Origin of the sequence: Nesterenkonia alba DSM 19423 (assembly GCF_000421745.1) — a bacterium.
Classification (GTDB): Bacteria; Actinomycetota; Actinomycetes; order Actinomycetales; family Micrococcaceae; genus Nesterenkonia; species Nesterenkonia alba.
Window position 1 is genome coordinate 161728 of sequence record NZ_ATXP01000003.1, and the last position, 22465, is coordinate 184192.

General features: G+C 64.0%; 24 protein-coding genes and 1 other RNA gene. 14 read left to right on the forward strand and 11 right to left on the reverse strand.

Annotated features, from left to right (window positions below; all coding sequences use genetic code 11):
- The first annotated feature begins 1 nt into the window (after position 1).
- The 12 genes from aroA to H578_RS13075 all read left to right on the forward strand — a co-directional run bounded on the left by aroA (position 2) and on the right by H578_RS13075 (position 9060).
- Positions 2 to 1354, forward strand: coding sequence for a 3-phosphoshikimate 1-carboxyvinyltransferase (aroA, locus tag H578_RS0103665; RefSeq protein ID WP_022872350.1), 1353 nt, complete (start codon positions 2 to 4; stop codon positions 1352 to 1354).
- 27 nt (positions 1355 to 1381) lie between these two features.
- Positions 1382 to 2539 carry a ribosome small subunit-dependent GTPase A gene (gene rsgA / locus H578_RS0103670; RefSeq protein ID WP_022872351.1) on the forward strand — a complete coding sequence of 386 codons (1158 nt, stop codon included), beginning with the start codon at positions 1382 to 1384 and terminating at the stop codon, positions 2537 to 2539.
- Between the two features lie 32 nt (positions 2540 to 2571).
- Positions 2572 to 3378: a histidinol-phosphatase gene (gene hisN / locus H578_RS0103675; protein WP_022872352.1), complete on the forward strand. Its 807-nt coding sequence runs from the start codon at positions 2572 to 2574 to the stop codon at positions 3376 to 3378.
- 50 nt (positions 3379 to 3428) lie between these two features.
- Positions 3429 to 4346 (forward strand): metal ABC transporter solute-binding protein, Zn/Mn family, encoded by a 918-nt coding sequence (locus H578_RS0103680; protein WP_051130764.1) that lies wholly within the window; start codon positions 3429 to 3431, stop codon positions 4344 to 4346.
- 8 nt (positions 4347 to 4354) lie between these two features.
- The gene (locus tag H578_RS0103685; RefSeq protein WP_022872354.1) at positions 4355 to 5128 is read left to right on the forward strand and encodes a metal ABC transporter ATP-binding protein; all 774 of its coding nucleotides are present in this window, start codon (positions 4355 to 4357) and stop codon (positions 5126 to 5128) included.
- Complete coding sequence (locus tag H578_RS0103690) at positions 5128 to 5979, forward strand: metal ABC transporter permease (protein WP_022872355.1); 852 nt, start codon at positions 5128 to 5130, stop codon at positions 5977 to 5979. Before H578_RS0103685 ends, H578_RS0103690 begins: the two co-directional genes overlap by 1 nt.
- A gap of 10 nt (positions 5980 to 5989) precedes the next feature.
- The gene (locus tag H578_RS13060; RefSeq protein ID WP_022872356.1) at positions 5990 to 6691 is read left to right on the forward strand and encodes a metal-dependent transcriptional regulator; all 702 of its coding nucleotides are present in this window, start codon (positions 5990 to 5992) and stop codon (positions 6689 to 6691) included.
- Positions 6692 to 6714: 23 nt separating this feature from the next.
- Positions 6715 to 7209: a fluoride efflux transporter FluC gene (locus tag H578_RS13065; RefSeq protein WP_084709883.1), complete on the forward strand. Its 495-nt coding sequence runs from the start codon at positions 6715 to 6717 to the stop codon at positions 7207 to 7209.
- Positions 7209 to 7565, forward strand: a complete 357-nt coding sequence (locus H578_RS13070) for a fluoride efflux transporter FluC (protein WP_022872358.1) — start codon at positions 7209 to 7211, stop codon at positions 7563 to 7565. The genes H578_RS13065 and H578_RS13070 overlap by 1 nt, the downstream gene beginning before the upstream one ends.
- 104 nt (positions 7566 to 7669) lie before the next feature.
- Positions 7670 to 8045, forward strand: a transfer-messenger RNA (tmRNA) gene (gene ssrA / locus H578_RS15865).
- A 166-nt stretch (positions 8046 to 8211) separates the two neighbouring features.
- Complete coding sequence (locus H578_RS0103710; protein ID WP_156837196.1) at positions 8212 to 8442, forward strand: hypothetical protein; 231 nt, start codon at positions 8212 to 8214, stop codon at positions 8440 to 8442.
- Between the two features lie 120 nt (positions 8443 to 8562).
- Positions 8563 to 9060 (forward strand): DUF6480 family protein, encoded by a 498-nt coding sequence (locus tag H578_RS13075; protein ID WP_022872360.1) that lies wholly within the window; start codon positions 8563 to 8565, stop codon positions 9058 to 9060.
- A 57-nt stretch (positions 9061 to 9117) separates the two neighbouring features.
- Here H578_RS13075 and smpB read toward each other — a convergent pair whose 3' ends face one another.
- From smpB to H578_RS13090, 11 genes are all read right to left on the reverse strand, one after another.
- The gene (smpB, locus tag H578_RS0103720) at positions 9118 to 9639 is read right to left on the reverse strand and encodes an SsrA-binding protein SmpB (protein ID WP_022872361.1); all 522 of its coding nucleotides are present in this window, start codon (positions 9637 to 9639) and stop codon (positions 9118 to 9120) included.
- A 104-nt stretch (positions 9640 to 9743) separates the two neighbouring features.
- Positions 9744 to 10661, reverse strand: coding sequence for a permease-like cell division protein FtsX (ftsX, locus tag H578_RS0103725; RefSeq protein ID WP_022872362.1), 918 nt, complete (start codon positions 10659 to 10661; stop codon positions 9744 to 9746).
- Positions 10658 to 11857, reverse strand: coding sequence for a cell division ATP-binding protein FtsE (gene ftsE / locus H578_RS16460; RefSeq protein ID WP_022872363.1), 1200 nt, complete (start codon positions 11855 to 11857; stop codon positions 10658 to 10660). Before ftsE ends, ftsX begins: the two co-directional genes overlap by 4 nt.
- 27 nt (positions 11858 to 11884) lie before the next feature.
- Positions 11885 to 12997, reverse strand: coding sequence for a peptide chain release factor 2 (gene prfB / locus H578_RS0103735; protein WP_022872364.1), 1113 nt, complete (start codon positions 12995 to 12997; stop codon positions 11885 to 11887).
- A gap of 71 nt (positions 12998 to 13068) precedes the next feature.
- Positions 13069 to 13548 carry a pilus assembly protein TadG-related protein gene (locus H578_RS13080; RefSeq protein ID WP_022872365.1) on the reverse strand — a complete coding sequence of 160 codons (480 nt, stop codon included), beginning with the start codon at positions 13546 to 13548 and terminating at the stop codon, positions 13069 to 13071.
- Positions 13545 to 13955, reverse strand: a complete 411-nt coding sequence (locus H578_RS0103745; RefSeq protein WP_156837197.1) for a hypothetical protein — start codon at positions 13953 to 13955, stop codon at positions 13545 to 13547. The genes H578_RS13080 and H578_RS0103745 overlap by 4 nt, the downstream gene beginning before the upstream one ends.
- Before the next feature lie 43 nt (positions 13956 to 13998).
- Positions 13999 to 14406 (reverse strand): TadE/TadG family type IV pilus assembly protein, encoded by a 408-nt coding sequence (locus H578_RS0103750; protein ID WP_022872367.1) that lies wholly within the window; start codon positions 14404 to 14406, stop codon positions 13999 to 14001.
- Positions 14378 to 14566 (reverse strand): hypothetical protein, encoded by a 189-nt coding sequence (locus H578_RS0103755; protein ID WP_022872368.1) that lies wholly within the window; start codon positions 14564 to 14566, stop codon positions 14378 to 14380. Before H578_RS0103755 ends, H578_RS0103750 begins: the two co-directional genes overlap by 29 nt.
- Positions 14567 to 14613: 47 nt before the next feature.
- Positions 14614 to 15546 carry a type II secretion system F family protein gene (locus H578_RS13085; protein WP_022872369.1) on the reverse strand — a complete coding sequence of 311 codons (933 nt, stop codon included), beginning with the start codon at positions 15544 to 15546 and terminating at the stop codon, positions 14614 to 14616.
- On the reverse strand, positions 15543 to 16397 hold the full coding sequence (locus H578_RS0103770; RefSeq protein WP_022872370.1) for a type II secretion system F family protein: 855 nt from the start codon (positions 16395 to 16397) through the stop codon (positions 15543 to 15545). Before H578_RS0103770 ends, H578_RS13085 begins: the two co-directional genes overlap by 4 nt.
- Positions 16394 to 17620, reverse strand: a complete 1227-nt coding sequence (locus H578_RS13090; RefSeq protein ID WP_022872371.1) for a TadA family conjugal transfer-associated ATPase — start codon at positions 17618 to 17620, stop codon at positions 16394 to 16396. Before H578_RS13090 ends, H578_RS0103770 begins: the two co-directional genes overlap by 4 nt.
- A gap of 238 nt (positions 17621 to 17858) precedes the next feature.
- Between H578_RS13090 and H578_RS0103780 the strand changes: the two genes are divergently transcribed.
- Positions 17859 to 21677: an FtsK/SpoIIIE domain-containing protein gene (locus H578_RS0103780; protein ID WP_022872372.1), complete on the forward strand. Its 3819-nt coding sequence runs from the start codon at positions 17859 to 17861 to the stop codon at positions 21675 to 21677.
- A 76-nt stretch (positions 21678 to 21753) separates the two neighbouring features.
- Positions 21754 to 22404, forward strand: a complete 651-nt coding sequence (locus tag H578_RS0103785; RefSeq protein WP_022872373.1) for a PepSY domain-containing protein — start codon at positions 21754 to 21756, stop codon at positions 22402 to 22404.
- The last annotated feature ends 61 nt before the right edge of the window (positions 22405 to 22465 follow it).

Consider the following 22465-nt stretch of genomic DNA (forward strand, 5'->3'; position numbering starts at 1 on the left):
TGTGAGCATTCCTGCTGCATCGACTGTGCCCTGGTCCGCTCCGCGGGCCGGGGCACCGGTCTGTTCAGAGGCCAGTGTGCCGGCCTCGAAGTCCTTAACAAACCGCTACCTGCTGCTAGCGGGACTGGCCGCTGGCCCCTCTACTGTGGTGAATCCTTTGGACTCTCGAGACTCCCGGCTGATGCTGACCGCCCTGGAACGGCTCGGCTCCACGGTGGAGCACCTCACCGTCGGGGACGAACCCGCAGTCCGGGTGGGTCCTATCACGATCGCCACCGAGAGTACCGCGCTGGATCCGGTGGAGATCTACTGTGGCCTGGCCGGTACTGTCATGCGCTTCGTGCCGGCTGCCGCCGCCCTGACCGGACGGCGGGTGTTCTTCGATGGTGATCCTGAGGCACGGGTTCGCCCGATGGCTGCGGTACTGGAGGGCCTACGCTCCCTGGGAGTGACGGTCACCGAGCACGGCGAACCAGGTTTTCTGCCCTTCACTGTGGCCTCCTCCGGGGGGGTCGAAGGTGGAACGGTGACGATCGACGCCTCAGCCTCCAGCCAGTTTGTCTCCGGGCTGCTGCTGGCTGCACCACGGTTCAACCGGGGAGTACGGCTGACCCACTCCGGAACCCAGGTCCCCTCCCTGGAACACGTGGAGATGACCCTCAAAGTATTGGCCGACCTTCGCACTCACCCCACGCCAGCGGCCAGCGGGGTGTACTCCCCCGAACCGTATACCTGGGTCGTTGAACCGGGTGAGATCCCCGCCTTCGAGGTACGGGTGGAACCGGACTTATCCAACGCCGGCCCGTTCCTCTGTGCGGCCGCAGTAACCGGCGGGGAAGTCTCCATGCCGGGGTGGCCGCTGACCTCCACCCAGATCGGCCGGCGCTGGCCACAGCTGCTGGCCGAGTTCGGCTGCCAGGTCGACCTGACTGCTACCTCGGCCACCACCGGCACACTCACTGTGCGGGGCCCGCAGACGCTGGTGTCCCCCGGAGTAGTGGATGGCACCGCCGAACTGACCCCTACAGTGGCTGCCCTGGCGGCAGTAGCTCAGGGGGAGACCACGTTCACCTCCGTACAGCACCTGCGTGGACATGAGACCGACCGGATCGCGGCTCTGGTCACCGAAATCAACCGGCTGGGAGGCGCCGCCGAGGAGACCGAAGACGGCTTCCGAGTCACCTCTGGGGTGCGGCACGGCGGACTGGTCCGGGCCTATGCCGATCATCGGATGGCGACCTTTGGTGCAATCCTCGGGCTGGTCCTTGACGGTGTGGAAGTCGACGATATCGCCACCACCGCCAAGACCATGCCGGATTTCCCCGACCGCTGGCAGCGCCTGCTTCGCCCATGAGATCAACTGAGCTGATGCGAGGTGCGAATGGGTAAATGGGACCAGTGGGACGAATCAGCGGTGAAGGTCCGCCCCAATAAGAAGGGCTCCCGACCACGCACCAAGGAGACCCCAGATTATCCCGACGCCGAGGTGGGACGGGTCGTGCAAGTCGACCGTGGTCGGTTCACCGTGTCCATGGGTTTGGAAGCTGATGGCAGCGAGCGGGTCGTCACCGCGGTACGGGCCAAGGCACTGCGCCGCACCCCCGTGGTTCCGGGGGACCTCGTCGCCCTGGTCGGTGACACCTCCGGGGCTGACGGAACCCTCGCCCGATTGGTTCGGATCGAGGAACGCACCTCATTGTTGCGCCGGTCCGCCGATGACACCGACGACGCCGAACGCGTCATTGTGGCCAATGCAGACCAGTTACTCATCGTGGTCGCAGCAGCAGACCCCGAGCCCCGCACCGGATTCATCGATCGAGCCCTGGTCGCCTCTTACGAAGCCGGCATTCAGCCGCTTCTGCTCATCACCAAAGCGGATCTCGCCACCGACCCGCAGGATCCCGCCGGTTTGGTCAGCCATTACGCCGAACTTGATCTGCCCACGGTGATCTCCGGGTTCTCCGCTACTGAAGAGACCTCTGCCCCGCAGGGGTCAGAGTCCGCACCGGAGGTAGCCCTCTCGGCGGATGCTATTGCCCGGCTGCGCGGACTCCTTGCCGGCCACGTCACTGCGCTCATCGGTCATTCGGGGGTGGGAAAGTCAACGATGGTCAACGCCTTAACCGGCGCCGACCGTGCCGTGGGTGGGGTCAACGCCGTGACCGGCCGGGGACGGCACACCTCATCCTCAGCTGTGGCTTTAAACCTCGAGCCAAGGGGGGACCTTCACGAAGAGACGGCACGGCGGTCCTGGGTTATCGACACCCCCGGGGTGCGTTCTTTCGGTTTGGCACATGTGGATCCTGACGACGTCGTCGCCGCCTTTGAGGATCTCGCCCCGGGCACGGCCGAGTGCGAACCGGGATGCGCCCATCAATCACCGGCCGGCGGCTGCGCCCTGGATGCCTACGTGGACTCCGGAGCCGCCGGTGAACACGGTCCGGCACGGTTGGCCAGTCTCCGCAAACTGCTGGCCTCTGTGACCGGCAGTGAGGACGATTTCGGACACAAGCAGCTCGGGATGACCCCGCCTGCCTGATCCTGCCCCGCCGCCCGGGTAGCGTAAGCCCTATGAGCACCGCTTCAAGCCCGTATACCGAGGACCTGCGCCTGGCGCATATGATCGCCGATTCCGCCGATGACCTCACCATGTCTGCCTTCACCTCCATGGATTTCGAGGTCGAAACCAAGCCTGACCTCACCCCGGTGACGGAAGCTGATCGTTCCGCTGAGGAGCTCATCCGCGGCCAGCTCTCCCGTGCCCGCGGTCGGGATGCGGTCTACGGGGAGGAGTTCGGTTCCAGCGGATCAGGTCCTCGCCGGTGGGTGATCGACCCCATCGACGGCACGAAAAACTTCGTTCGCGGTGTGCCGGTGTGGGCCACGCTCATCGCCCTCGTTGATGAGGGTGAACCGGTTGTGGGGCTGGTCTCCGCGCCAGCTTTGGGGCGTCGATGGTGGGCAGCCAAGGGCGGCGGTGCCTACACCGGACGTTCCATGTCTCAGGCACGCCAGTTGCAGGTCTCCTCAGTGAGCACCCTTCAGGATGCCTCGTTCTCCTACTCCTCACTGGGCGGATGGCGTGACATTGGCCGCTCGCGGAGTTTCCTGGAGTTCACCGAGCAGGTCTGGCGCACCCGGGCCTATGGAGACTTCTGGTCCTACTGCCTGGTGGCCGAAGGCGCGGTCGACGTCGCCGCTGAACCCGAACTCGCGCTCTACGACATGGCTGCGTTGGTGCCGGTGGTCACCGAGGCTGGTGGCCGGTTCACCTCCCTGGAGGGCGAACCTGGTTGCAGCGGAGCCAACGCCCTGGCCAGTAATGGGCTGCTACACGAGGCAGCACTCAACGCTTTGGGTCCGGACGCCGGAGCGTGAACCTCCCCCGCCAGTCGACATTTAGGCACACCTAACACTAGGATGTAGGCATGCCTAAAAAATACGTAGCAGCAATGTCGCTGCCTCTGTTCTCCCTCACCGCCGGCTGTGCCGATGCGGACCCGGCCGCAGATGCCCCGCTGGTGGTGACCTCCTTCAGTGTGTTGGAGGACATCACCGCCCAGATCGGTGGGGAGCACATTGATGTCCAGTCCATCACCCCGGTGGGGGCTGAAGTCCACGAATACGATCCCACGCCTTCCGATGTCGCCGCCGCCACCGAGGCGGATCTCTTCATCGCTAATGGCCTGGGACTTGAGGAATGGTTCGAGCAGTTCGTCGCTCATGGTGAGGCCGCGGTGCATGAGGTCTCCGATGGGGTGGAGACTCTTCCGGTGACCGCCATTGAAGGACACCCCGACGACGCCGGTGATCCCGACTCCATGCCGACCGATCCACACGCCTGGCTCTCCCCTACACAAGCTCAGGTCTACGTGGAGAACATCGAGGCTGCACTGAGCGAGACCTACCCGGAGCACGCCGAGGACTTCGCGGAGAACGCCGCTACCTACCGTGAGCAGATCGAGGCGATTGCCGCCGATGCCACCTCCCGCGCCGGTGAAATCAGCGAAGAGGTCTTCATCGTCTCCTGTGAGGGGGCTTTCAGCTATCTGGCAGCTGACCTGGGTCTGACCGAGCACTACCTGTGGCCTCTCAACGCTGAGGACGAGGGATCACCCCGCCAGGTGGAAGCACAGATCGAGTTTGTCACCGAGCATGAGGTGCCGGTGATCTTCTGCGAATCCACCGTACCGCCCGGCCCTCAGGAGCAGGTCGCTGAAGCCACCGAGGCCGAGCTCGGTGAGACACTCTACGTCGACTCACTCTCCGAGGCCGACGGCCCGGTGCCGACCTACCTCGATCTGCTCGAGCACAATATCGACGCCGTCCTCTCGGTACACGAGTGAGATCGCTCATGACGCACGAGCACGCAGAAGCGGACACACCAGACCCCACAGCTACCCCACCGGCTCAGCTTCTTGAGGTGACCGCCGGCTACCCCGGAGTGACCGCACTGGAGGGGGTGACCCTGGGGCTTCACCCGGGGCGTATCACCGCTCTACTAGGTGCCAACGGATCCGGAAAATCCACACTCTTTAGCACCCTGCTTGGCTTGGTCACACCACGCTCCGGCACGGTCGAGATCTTCGGGCGCTCCCCCCACCGCGCACGGCGGGACAACCTGGTCTCCTTTGTCCCTCAGCACGAGGCGATCGATATGACCTTCCCCGTCAGTGTCGAACAGGTGGTCACTATGGGCCGGTACCCACATATGGGTCTGACTCGCCGCCCCCGAGCTGCCGATCGGAAGGCCGTCGAAGACGCCTTGGCAGCGACCGGTCTGGATACCTACCGGCGTCGCGGGATCGGTGAACTCTCCGGGGGGCAACGCAAACGCGCCTTCACTGCCCGCGCTCTGGCCCAGGACGCTCCACTGATGTTGCTCGATGAGCCTTTCGCCGGCGTGGACCGTACCAGTGAGCGGCTCCTGACCGATGTCCTCCACCGACTGCGCGAAACGGGCACTTCAATCCTGGTCTCCACACACCATCTCGATGGGGTGAAGGACCTGGCCGACGACGTCGTGCTCCTTCACCGTCGAGTACTCGCCTCCGGCTCCCCCGATGAGGTTCTCACCGAGCACAATATGGCCCGGGCCTTCGGTGCGGTCATCGCGGAGGCCGGCTGATGGACTACCTCATCCAACCGCTGGAGTATGCGTTCATGCAGAACGCCTTGGCCGTGGCGGTCATCACCGCGACTGTCTGCGGGATGCTCTCGGCCTGGCTGGTGCTCATGGGGTGGTCGCTGATGGGTGAGGCGGTGGCACATTCTGTGCTTCCCGGCGTCGTCCTCGCCTTTATCCTCGGAATCCCCTTCGGGGTGGGGGCGTTGGTGTTCGGGCTCCTGGCGGTCGCGCTGATTGGGGGGTTGGGGCAGACCACTGCACTGAAGCGGGATACGGCTATCGGGGTGGTGTTCACTTCCCTCTTCGCCCTAGGTTTGGTGCTCATTTCCACGGTGACGACCTCCACTCACTTACAGCACATCCTCTTCGGCAATGTGTTGGGGACCTCCCGGGCGGATCTGTACCAGGTGGCCGCCTTAGCTGCTCTCACCGCGACGGTGCTGCTCATCAAACGCCGGGACTTCACTCTGGTGGCCTTTGACCGGACCTATGCGCTGTCCATCGGCCTGCCAGTCGGTGCGCTGACCTGGACGCTGCTGGTGCTGCTAGCGCTGACCACGGTCACCGCTTTGCAGACTCTCGGGGTGATCTTGGTGGTCGCTGCGCTGGTGATTCCCGGGGCTACCGGTTTCCTGTTGGCACGCAGCTTCGGCCCCATGCTGGGGCTCTCCGCCGGCGTCGGCGCGGTGGCTGCCGTCGTGGGGGTCTACACCAGCTACTACTGGGATATTTCTACCGGTGGGGCGATTGTCCTGGCAGCCTCATCCCAGTTCCTGCTCGCCTATCTCTTCTCCCCGCGGCGGGGGCTACTTGCCCGCGGGGTGCGGCGCCTGAAGCGTCGACGCGCATAGAATATGAACCATGCCACGCACCTCCGCCCAGGGCCGCTCTACTGCCACCACGACGGCGACCACCTCCGTGGAGGACTACGCAAAGACGATCTACGGGCTTGCTGAGTGGGAGGGCGCTGATGTGACGGCGTCGGCTCTGGCAAAGACGTTGGGGGTGTCCAACCCCTCAGTGACGCTGATGGTGCGGAAGATGGCGGACCTGGGGCTGGTCGATCACCAGCCGTACGCCCCGATCCGTCTCACCGAGGAGGGACGGCGTCTGGCACTGGCCATGGTGCGGCGTCATCGGCTCATCGAGACCTGGCTGGTGCGGGAGCTTGGCTACAGCTGGGATGAGGTTCACCAGGAAGCCGAACGACTCGAGCACGCCGTCAGTGAGACCTTTGTGGAGCGCCTGGCTGAGAAGCTCGGCCACCCGGAGACCGACCCCCATGGGGATCCCATCCCCGCCGAAGACCTCTCCATGCGTTACCCCCAGACCACTCGGTTGTGCCAACTGCCCTCCCCCACCTCAGCGCGAGTGGAGCAGGTCGACGACGCCGTGCCGGAGGCGCTGCGTGTACTGTCCGAGCGGCAGGTGACGATCGGCTCCACGGTGGAGGTTGTGGAGACCGAGGACGGCCATGTCCGACTGGCCGCGGCACCGGCTGCTGAACCGTTCACTGTTCCCCATGACATCGCCCACGCCGTGCGTGTGAGCGTTACTGCCTAGCTCGCGGGTCTACCCTAGTTTTCATGTCCACTACTGAAGCGCGCGCCGAGCCCACGCGCCTACAGCTGACTCCACGGCTTGTGCTCGCTGTGGCGGCTGCTGGAGCGGCCGGGGCGTTGCTGCGCCTGCTGGTGGGGGAACTGATTCCCGAGTTACACATGAAGTTCCCGTGGACGACCTTCGCCATCAACGTCGCCGGTTCGGCGTTGTTGGGGCTGCTGGTGGGCATAGTGCATGCCCGGACACGGTTCAGCTGGACGATTCCGGTATTGGGTACCGGTCTGTTGGGTTCTTTCACCACGTTCTCCGCGGTGATGCTGGCTGCGGTGCCGGCGCTGTCTGGGGCCGATCACCTCAGCGCCGGTGTGGATTCCCCTCCCGGCGGTTTTGAGATGGTTTCCTACTTGGTGATTTCTGCAGTGCTGTGTACTGCTGCCGCAGCGGCCGGGATCACCCTGGGCCGGGCGGTCTTCGGCTGTGCGGCTATGGATTGTCCCGAACCGGGGGGTGCTCAGTGATGCTGGCCCTGACCCTTGGGGTTGCCCTCGGCGGGGCGATCGGCGCGACTCTACGGTGCCTACTGGATGCCTATCTGCCCGGCGGAGTGCTGATCGCTAATACGGTCGGCTCGCTGGCGATCGGGTGGCTCTACGGAATGCTGGTTGCGGGGAGTTCGTGGTTGACGGAGACGACGACGGCGGCGCTCACCGTGGGCCTCATCGGTGCCTTGAGTACTTTCGCTACAGTCTCCCTTCGCGCGGCCCAGCTGTGGACCGGACACCGCCGGTGGGCTGCGGTGGGCCTGTGGAGTGTGCATATCGTGTGTGGGTTGCTGGCTGCCTCAGCCGGGGTGTTCCTGTCCGGGGCATGGTGACCTGAGCCAGGCTGACCGACTCCCGGGAATGTTGCAGCCGGCGGAGCTGTTGAGATATTCTGACAAGTCCCGCTGGATGCGGGTGTTTCTTGATAAATGAACACGGGGACGATCGGTTTCGACGATCTGAGGTGATCGTGGGGAAGCGAGTCGTGGATGCCAAGTGACCACGTTAAAACCACTTGAGCAACCCAATAAGTGCCGAATCTAAGCGCACTGACTTCGCCCTCGCTGCCTAATCAGCGACTGGTGAGTCTGTCAGCCTGAGTTTGCTATCGACTCAGTGTCTGGCATCAGCTAGATAGCCACTGGAGTCTCACTTTCGTCACCGGGGTGAGACTCGACAATTGAGGTGACTGGGCCTGTCAGGCGCTTGTCTGCGTGACGCCTGGGGCCGAGCAACACGTTGAGCAGACTGCACTCGGAGAAGCCCACGAAAATCCAGATCGGACGCGGGTTCGATTCCCGCCGTCTCCACCATGTGAAGTGTCAGGACATCGTTCCGCGATTGTCCTGGCACTTTTCTTTTGTGTGGCGCGGGGGTGTGTCAGGTCATCGTTCCCGGGTTACCGGAAGACACCCCTGGATGGCCGGGGCACGGTGCATCGTATTCCGGGAGTTCCACAACCCTGCTAAGTTCAAGGCTGTGACTGTCACCGCGCGGATTCAGCACATCGTCTTCGACGCCCTGGAGAAACACCCCGAGGGTCTGCAGTGGGCTGAGCTGCTGCGCATCATCGAAGACACTGACCCCACCATTCACCCGAAGACCGCTAACGGCGTCGTCTGGAAGCTGGTAGAGAACCACCCGGAGACCATCCACAAGCCCGCTCGAGGCCGCTTCCAGCTGAAGAAATTCGCCCCAGAGACACACTGATCCGCCCTGGCTCTGCCCCACACACCACGTCTTGATCGATGCGCGGCATCGGCAAACTCTCATGAGACGTTGAGGTGATGTGCGGCTGACCTGGAGCGTCGTATTCCTACAGTAGAGGGTATGAGCCCTACAGAGAACAACGATCCTACCCAGAGCAACGACCCGCAGCGCAGCGACCGTGGACGGGATGATTCTGCCCGCGGCAGTGACTGGTTTACCCAGAAGCTGGGCTCAACCTCGGCCAGTGGGAACACCGAGCCGAGCCAAGAGTCCCAGAACCAGCCGACCACGGAGAACCCACGCCCCGCGCCGCGTGAAGACAGCCAGCAGGCTCGGCAGGATGCACCAGCCGAAGCCACCGATGAACAGGCCCGCTACGGTCGGGATGAAACAGCCCGGAATCCCAATCTGGACCCCGACCCGGCCGAGGCTGCTCAGGCCGGCGGTGGGCATCCCGGCGAGACACCCCCGGAGTCGTCTTCTGCGACAGCCACTCCCCCGGCTCCGGCACCGAGTAGTCCACCGAAATCAGCCACCATCATCACAGTGGTGGTGATCGCCATCGTGGCGCTGCTGGGGCTGTTCTTCCTCGGTTACATCGCCGGCATTATCGGCTGAGCCTGCCCTGAGGAGCCTGCCCTGAGCGGGCGCGCCGACATCGTGCTGTGCTGGGCCTTACACCACACCGCGCAGGTTCCGGTAACGCATGGCCCGTTGCGCTTCACGGGCGTCCTGCTTCTCCCGGAGCGCGTGCCGCTTATCGAACTCACGTTGACCGCGAGCGACTCCGAGTTCCACTTTGACCCGTCCGTCCTTGAAGTAGAGGCTCAGCGGCACCAGCGTTAACCCGGGGTCTTCGATCTGCCGGGAAATCTTCGTCAACTCCTTGGCATGCAGCAGCAACTTGCGCTTCCGACGTGCCGAATGGTTGGTCCAGGTCCCATTGAGGTACTCCGGGATGTGGACCTGTTCGAGCCAGAGCTCACCGGCGTCGTCGAAGGCGGCGAACCCGTCAGTGAGAGAGGCCTGCCCCTCCCGCAGGGACTTCACCTCCGTTCCGGTGAGGACCACCCCCGCCTCGTACTTATCGAGGATCTGGTAGTCATGGCGGGCACGCCGGTTCAGGGCGATGACGTGGTTATTCGGGTCTTTGGCCTTCTTGCCGGCCTTTTTAGTGTTGGTGCTGTACTTCCCCACGTGTCACCTCCTGGAATCCGTCTGATACCCACGACGTCGCGGGCTTGGGTGAAGAAAGTCGACGGCCCACTATACACCCGGTGCCCGGGATCACACCGGCGGGATCAGACCCGCAGATACCGTCGCACGGTGACCCATGAAGCTAAAGAGGCCAACAAGACGGCGATGAGGACCAGGCCCGGCATGACGATCCATGAGTCGGCAGCAGTGATGAACTGAACCCCGGAGACCTGTTCGGCCAGCCACTGACCCAGCAGGAATTCGGCGATCACCCAGGTAGCCGCACAGGCCAGCAAGGAGCCGAAAGCCGCAGCAATTATCCCCTCGAAGACGAACGGCAACCGAATCATCGACTTCGAGGCTCCCACCATCCGCATAATCGAGGTCTCCCGACGTCGGCTGAACGCGGCCAGCCGGATCGTGGTGGAGACCAGCAGCACGGTACAGAGGATCATCACCGCAGCGATGATGAGGGCGATGACGGTCAGCCCGTTGAGGATCCCGAAGATCTGGTCAAGGACTTCCTGCTGGTCGGCGACGTTCTCCACACCGGCGACCCCGGCGAAGAGCTCACTGACAATGGGGTATTCCTGAGGGTCCACCAGCAGCAGGCGGTAAGACTCCGGCATATCCTCAGGGGTCAGCGCCTGGGCCCGGATGCTCTCCTCTCGTCCGGCCACGAAATTCTCCAGGGCTTCTTCCTGGCTTTCGTAACGGAAGGAGTCCACGTACTGACTGGCCGCACCGGTGGTGAGCATCTCCTCGATGTTCTCCCGCTGGTCGGCGGTGACCGCCCCGGTGGGGCAGGCCACCTCCGGGGAGTTTTCCGTGCATAGGAACACCGAGACTTCCAACCGGTCGTAGAAGTCATCGGTCATCTGGGCCACCTGAATCTGCATCAGGGCGGCCGCCCCCACGAACGACAAGGAGATAAACGTCACCAACACCACTGAGGCAACCATGGCGACGTTACTGCGCAGAGAGCTGAAGGTCTCCCGCAGCATATAGGGCAACTGGCTCATCGGGACCTCCTGCGGCCGAAGAGCCGGCGCTTGGCTGAGGCGGAGAGCTGTTCCTCCGTGCGCCGGGCTTCGGCGTAGCCTGCTTCGACGGCCGAAGCCCGCGGACGCGGTACCGGGCGGGCAGCGGGAGCCTTCGACGCCGGCTCGGCGGGTTCCTCTGCCGCCGCACCTCCAAAGCGGGGTGCGGCAGGGGCTTCGGGCTCTGTGGGCTCTGGGGCCTGGGCCAACCAGGAGAGTCGGGGAGCAGCCTGAGTGGAGGCCTCCGGCTCCTTAACGGCAAGGGCCTCGACCGTGTCGGTATCCGGCTCATCAGGGTCGGTATCGGCTGGACCGGTTCCGACCGGGTCGGTCTCAGCGGACGCTTCTGGCTCTGTAGCGGCCGGAGCCACGGTCTCGGTGAGGTGGGTGAACACCGCCACGGGTTCTTCCGACCGGGTAGGTACCGGATCTGAGGCCCGTAGACCAGAGGATTCCTCCTCGGCGACCAGTGCTTTCCAGGCCGCCGAACCTTCGGGCGGGTCATACCGTCCCGGTGAGTCGTCACGGACCAGTCGGCCCCGGTGCAGCTGGACCACACGATGAGCGGAGGCATCAACAATGGCCCGGTCGTGAGTGGCCATGATGACCGTGGTGCCGGCGTCGTTGATCCAGTGCAAGACTTTCATCACCTCCGCCGAGGCCAGAGGGTCCAGGTTTCCGGTGGGTTCGTCGGCCAGCAGGATGGCCGGTTTGTTGATGACCGCCCGAGCGATCGCCGCTCGCTGCTGCTCGCCGCCGGAGATTTCATGGGGATAGCGTTTGGCCAAGTGGTCCAGTCCCACCCGGCTGAGCGTCTTCATCACCCGGGGGCGAATGTGGGTTCGTTTGGCACCGGTGACCCGCATGGCAAAGGCCACGTTCTCATAGACGGTTTTGTCCGGCAGCAACCGGAAGTCCTGGAAGACCATCCCCACGCTGCGTCGATACTCGGGCACCCGACGTTCCAACATCAAAGAGAGGTTCTGTCCGGCCACGGTCAGTTTTCCTGCCGAGGGTAAGCCCTCACGCAGAATCATGCGCAGCAGGGTGGACTTCCCGGAGCCGGAGGCTCCGATGAGGAAGACGAACTCTCCGCGACCGAACTCCACGGAGATGTCTTCGAGCGCGGGTTTCTCAGCGGAGCCGTATACCCGGCTGACCTTCTCAAAACGGATCACTGGTGGCGACCTTTGCGTTCCGGGGAGCTACTCGTTGTCTCCGCCTTGGGCCCGCCAGCGGATGCCGGCTTCGATGAAGCCGTCAAGGTCGCCGTCGAGCACTTTATCCGCGTTGCCGACTTCGTAACCGGTGCGGAGATCTTTGACCATCTGGAAGGGGTGGAGCACATAGGAGCGCATCTGGTCACCCCAGGAGGCTTTGATGTCCCCGGCGAGTTCCTTCTTCTCTGCGGCTTCCTGTTCTTTCTTCACCAACAGCAGACGGGCCTCGAGCACGCGCATCGCTGCAGCACGGTTCTGGATCTGGGATTTCTCGTTCTGCATGGACACCACGATCCCGGTGGGCAGGTGGGTGATCCGCACGGCCGAATCAGTGGTGTTGACCGACTGCCCCCCGGGCCCTGAGGAGCGGAAGACGTCGATCTTGAGGTCATTCTCATCGATGTCGACCGACTCGGTACCCTCCAGCAGAGGGATGACCTCCACAGCGGCGAAACTGGTCTGCCGGCGCCCCTGGTTATCGAAGGGGCTGATCCGCACCAGCCGGTGGGTGCCGGCCTCCACGGACATCGTGCCGTAGGCGTAGGGGGCGTTGACCTCGAAGGTGGCGGATTTGATACCGGCCTCTTCGGCGTAGGAAGTATCGAGGATCTTATAGGAGAAGTCACGGCGCTCGGCCCACCGGGTGTACATCCGCAGCAACATCTCAGCGAAGTCTGCGGCGTCGACCCCACCGGCTCCGGCGCGGATGGTGACCACCGCGTCGTGTTCGTCGTACTCCCCGGACATCAGGGTGACGATCTCCAGGGAATCGAGGGCTTGACGAATGGAGGCGAGTTCACTGACGGCTTCGCTGAGAACCTCGGTGTCGTCTTCCTCTTGGGCCATTTCAGCCATGAGTTCGACGTCGTCAATCCGGCTGGCCAGCCGGGTCACCCGATCAAGCCGAGCCTGTTTGTGGCTCAGTTGGGAGTTCACCCGCTGGGCGTTGGTCTGGTCATCCCACAGGTTGGGGTCAGCGGCTTGCTGTTCGAGTTCCGTGACTTCGGCGCGCAGGGACTCGACGTCGAGAACATCGGTGATGCGCCGCAGGGTGTCACGTAGCTCGGCGAGCTCGGTGGGAAAGTCAGTCTCTGCCATAACGGCACCACACTACCGGGGTGCATCGCCGGGTGCGGACAGGCGCACCCGAACGGGCTTGAAGGTCCCGGTCAGCGTTCCACGGTGAGACGGGCATGGGATTCCGCAGAGACTGGCACCTCAGCCGGTAAGACCCACCGCAGCACGGGCAGCTCCACCACGGCACCCAGTTCCACATGAATGGTCTCTCCCCCATCGGAGGTCCAGGTGCGCCGTACCTGCAGATTACTGTGACGGGTCGTGGCGCCTGAGGCCTGGAGGTAATCCTCGGCGGCGGCACGGGCCTGCTGACTACTGAAGACCGGAGGGTGTGGTCCTCGAGTGGTGTGGGCTGCCTCTGCTGCGGCGGAGGCGGCCCCGTCGGCAGCAGAGAGCACCTGCCGGGTCTCAACGGTCACCGTGGCAGCACCGATCACCACTGCCGATAGCATCAGAAGCATCGTGACCATCCCCACGGTGAGGATCGTGATCTTGCCGGTCTCGTCGCTGAATCCTGCGGTGGAGCACCGCTGTGTAGTGGATCCTCGGCGCTGAAGACCCCCTTGGCTCATGGCACCTCCTGCCGAACGACGTCCGATGCTGTGGCACTGACATTGACCAGTGTGAGGTCCACCCCACTGATCCGAGGCAACCCCGGCAGCGGTACGTGGACTTCCACGGTGATGGAGACCACTGATCCACTGCTGGTGCAGTCCGGGGTGCACTGACGAGTTACTGTGGCGTGCTCGGCGCTCACCCCGTAATCGCTCAGTGTCCGGGTGACCGCCTGTTCCGCGGCGACTTCCGGGGACACTGTGGATGTGGTGTGAACTTTCGCTCCCTGGTCCGCAGCCCCGGTGGCAGCGTAGGTAGCCGCCTGTACCTGTCCGATGGCCAGAAGGAACCACACCACCGGGATCATCAGCAGCACGCTCAAGGCAAGGAACTCCACGACCGCTGATCCGTGTTCCTCACGCATCAGCTGACGCAACGGTCCACGTCTGCGCCGGAGTCGACGTCGTCTACTCCACGACATAGGCTCCCGCAGTCACCTCCCAGTGTTCGATCCCCGGCAGAGCACTGATAAGTGGTAACTCAGCGGTCACGGTGATTCGCAGCACCTCTCCTTCTGGGGTGCTGACCTGCTCGTAGCGGACATCACGCGCTACCGATGAAGCCACACTGGAGTCCAGCAGCTCGCGGGTGCGCTGGGCTCCGTCCGCGCCGGTGCGGTCAGCGAGAGCCCCAAACCGCGCACCAGTACTGGCGGCATCGATGAGGGAATTCCGCACGTGTAAGGCCAGACCCAGTTGCACGGCGGCCAGGGTCAGCAGCACCAGCAGTGCAGCCACCATGGTGAACTCCACGGTGGCCGCACCGCGCTCTTCGGCTCCGAGCCGTTTACGGTGTGACCTGGTTGATGGCGTCATAGAACAGGTCAGACAGTGCGGGCCGAGCAATGGCCAGTAGGCCGGCGACGAGCACTGCGGACATCACGCAGATCATGACCCAGCCAGGAACATCGGCCCGTTCCTCCCGGTGTACCTCGCGCAGCAGAGTGGTCATCCAGGTCCAGATCGTGTGCATCATTGCTCTCCTTTTCCGTTCCGTTCATCGGTATGTGGTGGTCAGAGGTGTCATATGCCCAGCGACAACAGATGGAAACCGGGATAGGCGGCGAAGATCACTGCCAAGGGCAGGATCCCGAAAACCAGGGGAACGAGCATGCCGATCTCCTTCTGCCCTGCGGATTCCATGAGGTCGCGTTTGGACATCTCCCGGACATCTGCCGCCTGGGCGCGCATCACCTCAGCCATGGGAGTGCCGCGATCCAGCGCGACGAGCACACCGTCGAGGAATCGGCTGATCGGGGCGGCGTCCACACGGCGGTCCAGGTTCCGAGCTGCAACGGCGAAGGGGGTACCCGCCCGGATTTCGGCCAGCATCCGCTGCAGTTCGGTAGCGAACTCTCCGTGGGTCAATCGACTCACGCGTTCGAAGGCGGCCGGTGCTGTTTCGCCCGCGCTGACCGCCAGGGCGATCATCTCCGCCACCACGGGGAATTCCTCAAGGATCCTGCCCCGCCGTTTGGCCACCCGTGCCGAGAGGGCGGCATCACGCAGGACCACGCCGAGCACAGAACTGGCGACGATGCACACTAGGGCTAACAGCACATTGAAGGTATGCGCCACAGCAGAGACCAGACTCAGCACTGCTCCCCCTGCGGCACCTAAGGCTGAAGCGGCAAGCTGCTGCAGCCGGTACTGACTGACGGTGAGACCGGCATCGGCGGCATCAAGTCGCCTGGCCAACTGGTACGAGTCGACACCGAAACGGTCAAGCTGTCGCATCGCCGCGCGAACCGCTGGGGCGATGAGTTCAACCGCGGCCGGCAAGGAGGATTCCCGCTCATCCAGGGTGGCGGCAGTGCTGCGCACATAAGGAGCGATGCGCTCAGTCATTGTCGGCTGATTCCACGCCGGCACTGCGCCCAGGGCGAGGATCAGTCCCAGCCCGACTCCTATCCCCGCGGTGACCGCCCAGATGAGGACCGTGGTCTCCACTGTCACACCAGCACCCGCCTCTCCTGGGACAGCCGTCCAATACGCAGCATGGAGTGGTAACTGATAACTGAAACCACCAGTCCGATGCCTAATAACAGTGTTCCGGCGGCATCCGAGTACGCCTCGGCGGCAGCGGGCTGGGCAGCCATCAACAGGACGATGACCCAGGGCGCAGCCACTGCGAGCTTGGCGGCGTTGGTGATCCAGGACTGACGGGCCGACAGTTCACTGCGAGTGCGGGCATTCTGGCGCAAAAATTCACTGAGGGTGCCCAGTAGTCGCCCTAGATCAGTTCCTCCGACTTCCCGGGTGATGAGCAGCGCCGCGATAATCCGGTCCCCGACGGGATCGGCGAGCCGGTCCTTCAACCGGCGCAGGGCAGGTTCCAGATTTTGCCCGGATCGCCAGTCTCGCCCGAATTCAGCGAACGGCTCCCGCAATGGTTGGGGTCCGGCATTGCCCAGCCCGATGAGCGCTTCGGGAAGGCTGAGTCCCGAGCGCACCGCAGAGCGCAGGTGGTCTACGGCGTCGGGCCACACATCCGCTAACACGGCGCGACGGCGACGAGCCTGCCACCGCAAACCAGCCCATGGAGCGGCTCCGGCGAAGACCGCGAAACAGGCAGCCACCGGTGGTGCCTGGGTCAGGGCGAAGACCAGAAGGAAAACGAGGGCCGCACTGCCGACTATGACCAGTACAAGTGCGCCAGTAGAAATCCGCTGGTGCCCGGCTTCGTCGAGCAGTCGCCGCAACGGTGGGATGGTCACCTTCCGGGAACGCGGGGCCGACGGGGGCCAGAAGGATAAGTACATCAACAGCAGGCCCGTGCCCAGGCCGAGACCCAGCAGGACACTCATGCGACCTCCCCCTGCGCCTGTAAGAGGGACTGGGCTTGCTCGGAGAGTCGCGGGTTCTCGAAGACGGCGTGGGCATTGGGGCGTAGCTGCTCGCCGTCGTGACGGAACAACGACGTCGTCTCGATCGTCTCATCCTCGAGTCGCCCGGAGATGCCCAGGATCTCTTCGACGTAGCGGGTCCCGTTCCGATCCCGGCGACAGTGGACCACCAGATCAATACAGGAAGCGACGGTGGGCACCGTGAAGCTGCGGGAGATATTCGCACCGGCGAGCATCGGCAAGGTGGAGATCTTCGTGAGTGCATCGGCGGCGGAGTTCGCATGCACCGTGGCCATACCGGGTAGCCCACTGTTGAGCGCAATGAGCATATCGAGACTTTCGGCTTCCCGGACCTCTCCGACGATGAGCCGATCCGGGCGCATCCGTAGCGCTTCCTTGACCAGCCGACGTAGCGGGATCTCACCGGTGCCCTCAAGGCTGGGCTGCCGGCACTGCATACCGATGACATCACGCAGTGGTACGTCGAGTTCGAAGATCTCCTCGACGGTGATGACCCGTTCCCTGGCGCCAATGGCACCGGTGAGGCAGTTGAGCATCGTGGTTTTACCGGCTTGGGTGGCACCGCTGACCAGGATGTTCATTCCGTCGGCGACAGCCTGGGAGAGAAACTGGGCGGCGTGGCTGCTGAGGCTCCCCAGTCGGACCAGATCCTGCAGGCTGTGGGCCCGGGAGATGAACTTGCGAATATTCACCGCCCAGTGACGCCGGGTGATATCCGGGATGACCACGTGTAAGCGTGACCCATCAGGCAGCGCGGCATCGACGAACGGACTGGAGACATCGAGTCGGCGTCCGGAGGTCTTGAGCATGCGTTCCACCAGGTCACGGACACGCTCTTCGGTGAGGGTGATGGACGTCAGCTCAGAGCGGCCACCACGCGCGACGAAGACGGCGTGCGGGGCGTTAATCCAGATCTCTTCGATCGAAGGGTCATCAAGTAGAGGCTGAAGTTCGCCGAACCCGGCTACGGAGTTGAGGATGTCTTGCGCGGTCTGCTCGGCCTGGCGCAGTACTGGCAGTGAGGAGACCATGGAGCGCCGGTCGTAGTCGGTGATGACCGCATCGACGAGCTGACGGACACTCTCCGGATCCTCAATGGGGTCGATACCGGCTGCGCGAATTTTTTGCCGCACTTCGTCTTCGACGATCGCCGCCGCGTCCACGGTGTTGCCTCCTCTTCCGCTGGTGAACGCTCAACGCAAGGGGTGTGGCCGCCTGAAAGAGCGGACACGAGCTACACCTTAACTTCACGTTGAGGTGATCGCCAGCTGATGTGCAGCCTATGTGGAAAACACGCTTAGCAAAGGTGGTTTTCCACAAGATGGGACCCCGGCTCTGCGAGGGCAATACGGACTGCTTTATGGTCCTGCCGACATCCTTCAACGGTGTGCAGGAGGTGCGATGAGCCTGACGGTCACGGTAGTCCACGCCCCCGGAGCGGTCAGTAGCACACAGTGGAAACGGCTACGCGAGGAGGCACCGGGAGCTTATGACCACGAACTACGGCTGAGACTGGCCGGCACTGCCGCCTTCGACACCGTGGAGGGCGCCGAGATCGACAAGGCCCTGCGTACTGCCCTGGAGCTGCCACCCACTGTTCAGCTCAGTACCGGCGGGATCCTGCTGGCAGATCTGCCTGCCGGCTCCGACCGGCTGCATCCGGGCATGGTGGTGCTCTTGGCCCCTGAAGGCTTACCGCTGCGGAGTCCGCGGCACACTTTGGGTCTGTGCGTGGATTCCGGTCCCGATGCCGGACAGCTGTTTCCACTACGCCGGGGCCGATGGCGTCTAGGCCGAGGCGAGGTTGACTTGCCCGTGGCGGACCCGGCCATTGCCCGCCATGCCGCCGATGTCGTCGTCGGCTCCCGTGAGGTGCGGTGGAGCGATCACATAGAGGACCGGCCACTGACCACCGAAGATGTCATCGAAAGGGGCTCCACACGTCTGCTACTGAGCCGCAGTGAACCAGAACCCGGGGGCGGAGCCTGGCCCCCGAGCCCAGAACACGTGGATCAGAAACCACCTGAGGGCAAGCACCGCATGATGCTCGCCTTCGCTTGCATTCCCTTGGTGGTAGGTATCGTGCTGGTCCTCACCACAGGGATGTGGTTCTTCCTGGTCTTCTCGCTGGCCTCCGCCGCGGTCGCCGGGGGTGTGGCGGTGGCGGCTGGGCGCCGACGTCGGCAGTATCGGCGAGCCGTGCGCCACGCAGCCCGGCGATGGGCCCAGCAGTGCGAAACTGCCCTGCCCTCCCCTGGGATTGTGGCACGTAGATTACGCAGCCCGGTGGCCGGTCCCTCACCTGTGGAAACCCCTGCAGACGCCGTGCGCCTAGGACGCGGCAGCATCACGGCTGAGCTGGAATTCAGTGCTGCAGCATCGGATTCGCCCTGCAAGGAGATGCAGGTGAATTGCGCCACGGGCCTGTCGGTGGCTGGCGGGGAGGTCACCTGGCTGCGCGGATCAGCCCGCGATACCACCCGCCTCCTCCGGTGGATGGTGCTGCAGCTGTGCCTGCGCAACACCATCGACCATCATCTCCTCATAGCCGACGGCGGGACATTCAGCATCCCGGAGCTTCGTGACCTGCCTGTCGGGAGGCTTCAGCCCCATGAGGCTTCCACTCCTGATGAAAGTCTCGCACCGGGGGTGGCGGTGTTTCCTCTCGGTGCCCGCTGCGCCACACCGGATCTTTCCTCTTTCTTACGTGCGGGGTGGCATGTCATCGTTGCCCAGCCCACCTCTGGACCCGGGGTCGACACTGCCCCATCCCCGGGGCTCGGCCAGCATTCCGGCTGGATTGTTGATCTCACCGCACGGCATCTGCTCCGCATCGACGACGCCGGACGGCGCCACGAACACGCCACGGACCTCCGCTGGGACGGACTATCGGCTGAGACCTTTGCCGAACTGGCGCGTTTGGCAGTTCCACATACTGCCACAACGCACCGAACAGGCTTACCCACCCAGTGCACGGTCCCCTTGCCGGGGCAGCTGTTCACCGCCTCTGCTGGAAAACAGCTGGTGGCCCAGGTGGGTCGAAGCCAGACCGGTGACACCGTGCTGGATCTGGTCTCCGATGGTCCCCACGTGCTCATCGCCGGGACGACAGGCTCAGGGAAATCGGAACTGTTGAAGACGCTACTGCTCTCCCTGGCGGCGTCGTACTCTCCGGAGGAATTGAACTTTGTCCTCATCGATTTCAAAGGTGGTGCGACCTTCCACCAACTGGGCCGACTCGAGCACACCCTCAGTGTGGTCACCGATCTCTCCCAGGCGCAGGCGGAGCGAACATTGGAGGGAATCCGCAGTGAGCTGGTGCGGCGTGAGGAACTCTTCCTGCAAGCCGGTGCCGGTGATTACACCGAATACCGCCAGCTGAAACCCCAGGATCCTTTGGCTCGTATCTTGCTGGTGATCGATGAGTTCCGCATCTTCTCTCACGAACTTCCGGACACGATGGACGAACTCATGCGAGTAGCCACCCTGGGTCGTTCCTTGGGGTTGCATTTGGTGCTGGCGACCCAGCGCCCCCAGGGGGTGGTGACCGCTGATATCCGGGCCAATATTGGTGCCACGATCGCTCTTCGGGTACGCAGTGAGGATGAATCCCGGGAACTGATAGGCACTGCTGAGGCTGCAGAGATTCCGCGCACGGCCCCGGGGCGGGCACTGCTGCGCCGTGCCGGAGAGAAGCCCGAGGTGTTCCACACCGCCCAATTGACGTGCGGGCAGACCCTGCGCGCAGCGCCGGAGGTCGCAGATCCTGGCGCGAGGGCCCACGCCCAGGGTGCCGGTGTGGCGGAGCTGGTGGACCGGCTGGCCGATGAGATGAGCGCGCGCAGCCTACGACGCCGCCACTCACCTCTACAGCCGTCTCTACCCTCCTGTCTGCGGATCACTTCTGAGGATCAGGCACTGCGTCTGGGGTTGTTCGATGAGCCGATGGCTCAGCGCCAGTCCCCGATGGTCTTCACCCCAGATGAACCCCGCACCATGGCCCTGGTGGGAGAGGCCGAAGCCGGCGGCAGCCGGGTACTGCACGCACTCGGCCGGGGAGTGCTGTCCCTGCAGTCGACCTCGTTGTACATCTTGGACGGGGACCACAGTCTCAGCGATCTCAGCAGCCACCCCGGCGTGGGGGCCTATCTGACCTGCGATGACCTGCCCGAAGTCGACTATCTCCTCACCCAGTTGAGAGCCCGCCTCACGGCTCGCCGCACACGCCGATCCGGGCAGCAGGCCGCCGTTGCCGCAACCCCCATGGTGCTGCTGGTCACCGCGTACGGGCAGTGGCACGTAGCGGGGCAATCAGGACCCGGCAGCGGGATGGAACACCAGCTGGGCACGCTCATCGCTGAGGGCCCGGAGGCGGGGCTGTCTGTGATCGTCTCAGGAGGCCGGGAACTGAGCACCGGCAAGCTCGGCGGGCGCATCCCCACCAAGGTGTTTCTGCCGTTGGGCGTCAGTGAGGAGGTGAAATACCTGTGGCCCAAGCTGCGTCCTACTGACCCGCTGCCCGGCCGCGGGGTTTACCTCAGCCCCACCACGCCTTCGCCGGGATTGGAAGTGCAGCTAGCCACCGAGGCCGAGCCTGCTGAGCCAGACCACCGGTGGTCCGGGCCTGCCCCTGAGCTGCACGTGGCGCCACTGCCGGAGCAATTAAGCCGCAGAGAACTGCCACCGCCCCGGCCCGAAGAACTCTCCACAGGGATCATGCTGGGGATGACGCAATTCAGCCGGGAGCCGGCCCGGCTCCGTTTGGGGCAGGTCACGCTGCTGCTGGGCTCCCCGGGAACAGGGAAAACCAGCACCCTAGAAATGCTGCGGAACCGGCTGGACCAGATCAACCGTGGCCAGGCTGACAGACTACGCATCGTCCGGATCACCGGCGGGGCGGATTGGGATCTTTCCCACCCTCCAGAGATCCTGCTCCTTGATGATGCTCATCTCTGCCGGGCCGAACAGCACCAGCAGCTCTCGGCGCTGGTCTCAGCGGGCACCCGAGTGGTGGCCTCCGCGCTGCCCGGTGCAGGGGTCTTCACGCAGCTGCCGTGGGCGCACCCGGCACGCACCGGGGAGAACCTCGTCCTCAGCCCGACCCATCGGGCGGAAACGGATGCTTTCGCCGTCGTCGCGCCGGTGCTCGAGCGCCCCGTCCCGGGCCGTGCCGTACATCTGCGTCCCGAAGGTCCACGACTGATCCAGCTGGCGTTGTGAAAACTGCTCGAGTCGTCAGCAAAGTCACAGCATCTCAGCAGCGCCACCTCAGAGAACGGGCGTAGACATACCGACTATGGACAACACATCACGATCCACCACTGCAGGACTGATCTCCGTTGCCACCGCCGCAGCCCTGGCGCTGGCGGCCTGCGGATCAGACGACACCACTGAAGACACCACCGAACCGGCTCCGCAGGACACCACGGAGGCTCCCGAGCCCACCGAGGCAGAGGAGGAAGAATCCCCTGGGGTTGCTGAGCCGGATGAAACGGAGGACGCCGAGGCGACCGACCAGACACCCGATGCTGAGGAAGCCACCTCCGACCAGCAGGCCGGTGACCAGCCTGTCTATCAAGCTCTGGCTACTGTCCAGGAGGAGTACCCCGACGGTGTCATCATCGACTTCGACACCGAAGGAAACCACATCGAGTTCTCCGTCTTCGATGGAAACACTGAGTGGGAGGTCGACGTCGACGCCGAGACGTTCGAGATCATCGACACTCGCCAGGAGGGCCTCGACGCCGATGACGAACAGGAGGCACTCGCCGTGGAGACCGACTTCGGTGAGGCTTTGGCCACCGCGGAGGCAGAAGGCGGGGCGGAACCGCAGGAGGGCGACCTCGACACCGAAGACGGTGTGGTGGTGTGGCAGATTGAGCTGAGTAATGACACCGAGGTGTCAGTGGATGTCGCCACAGGGGAGGTTGTGCGTGTCGACACCTAAGCAGTGACCGGTTCGGCCGACTCCATAGGGGCCTGGGGATACACTTGTCCAGTTGAGACAA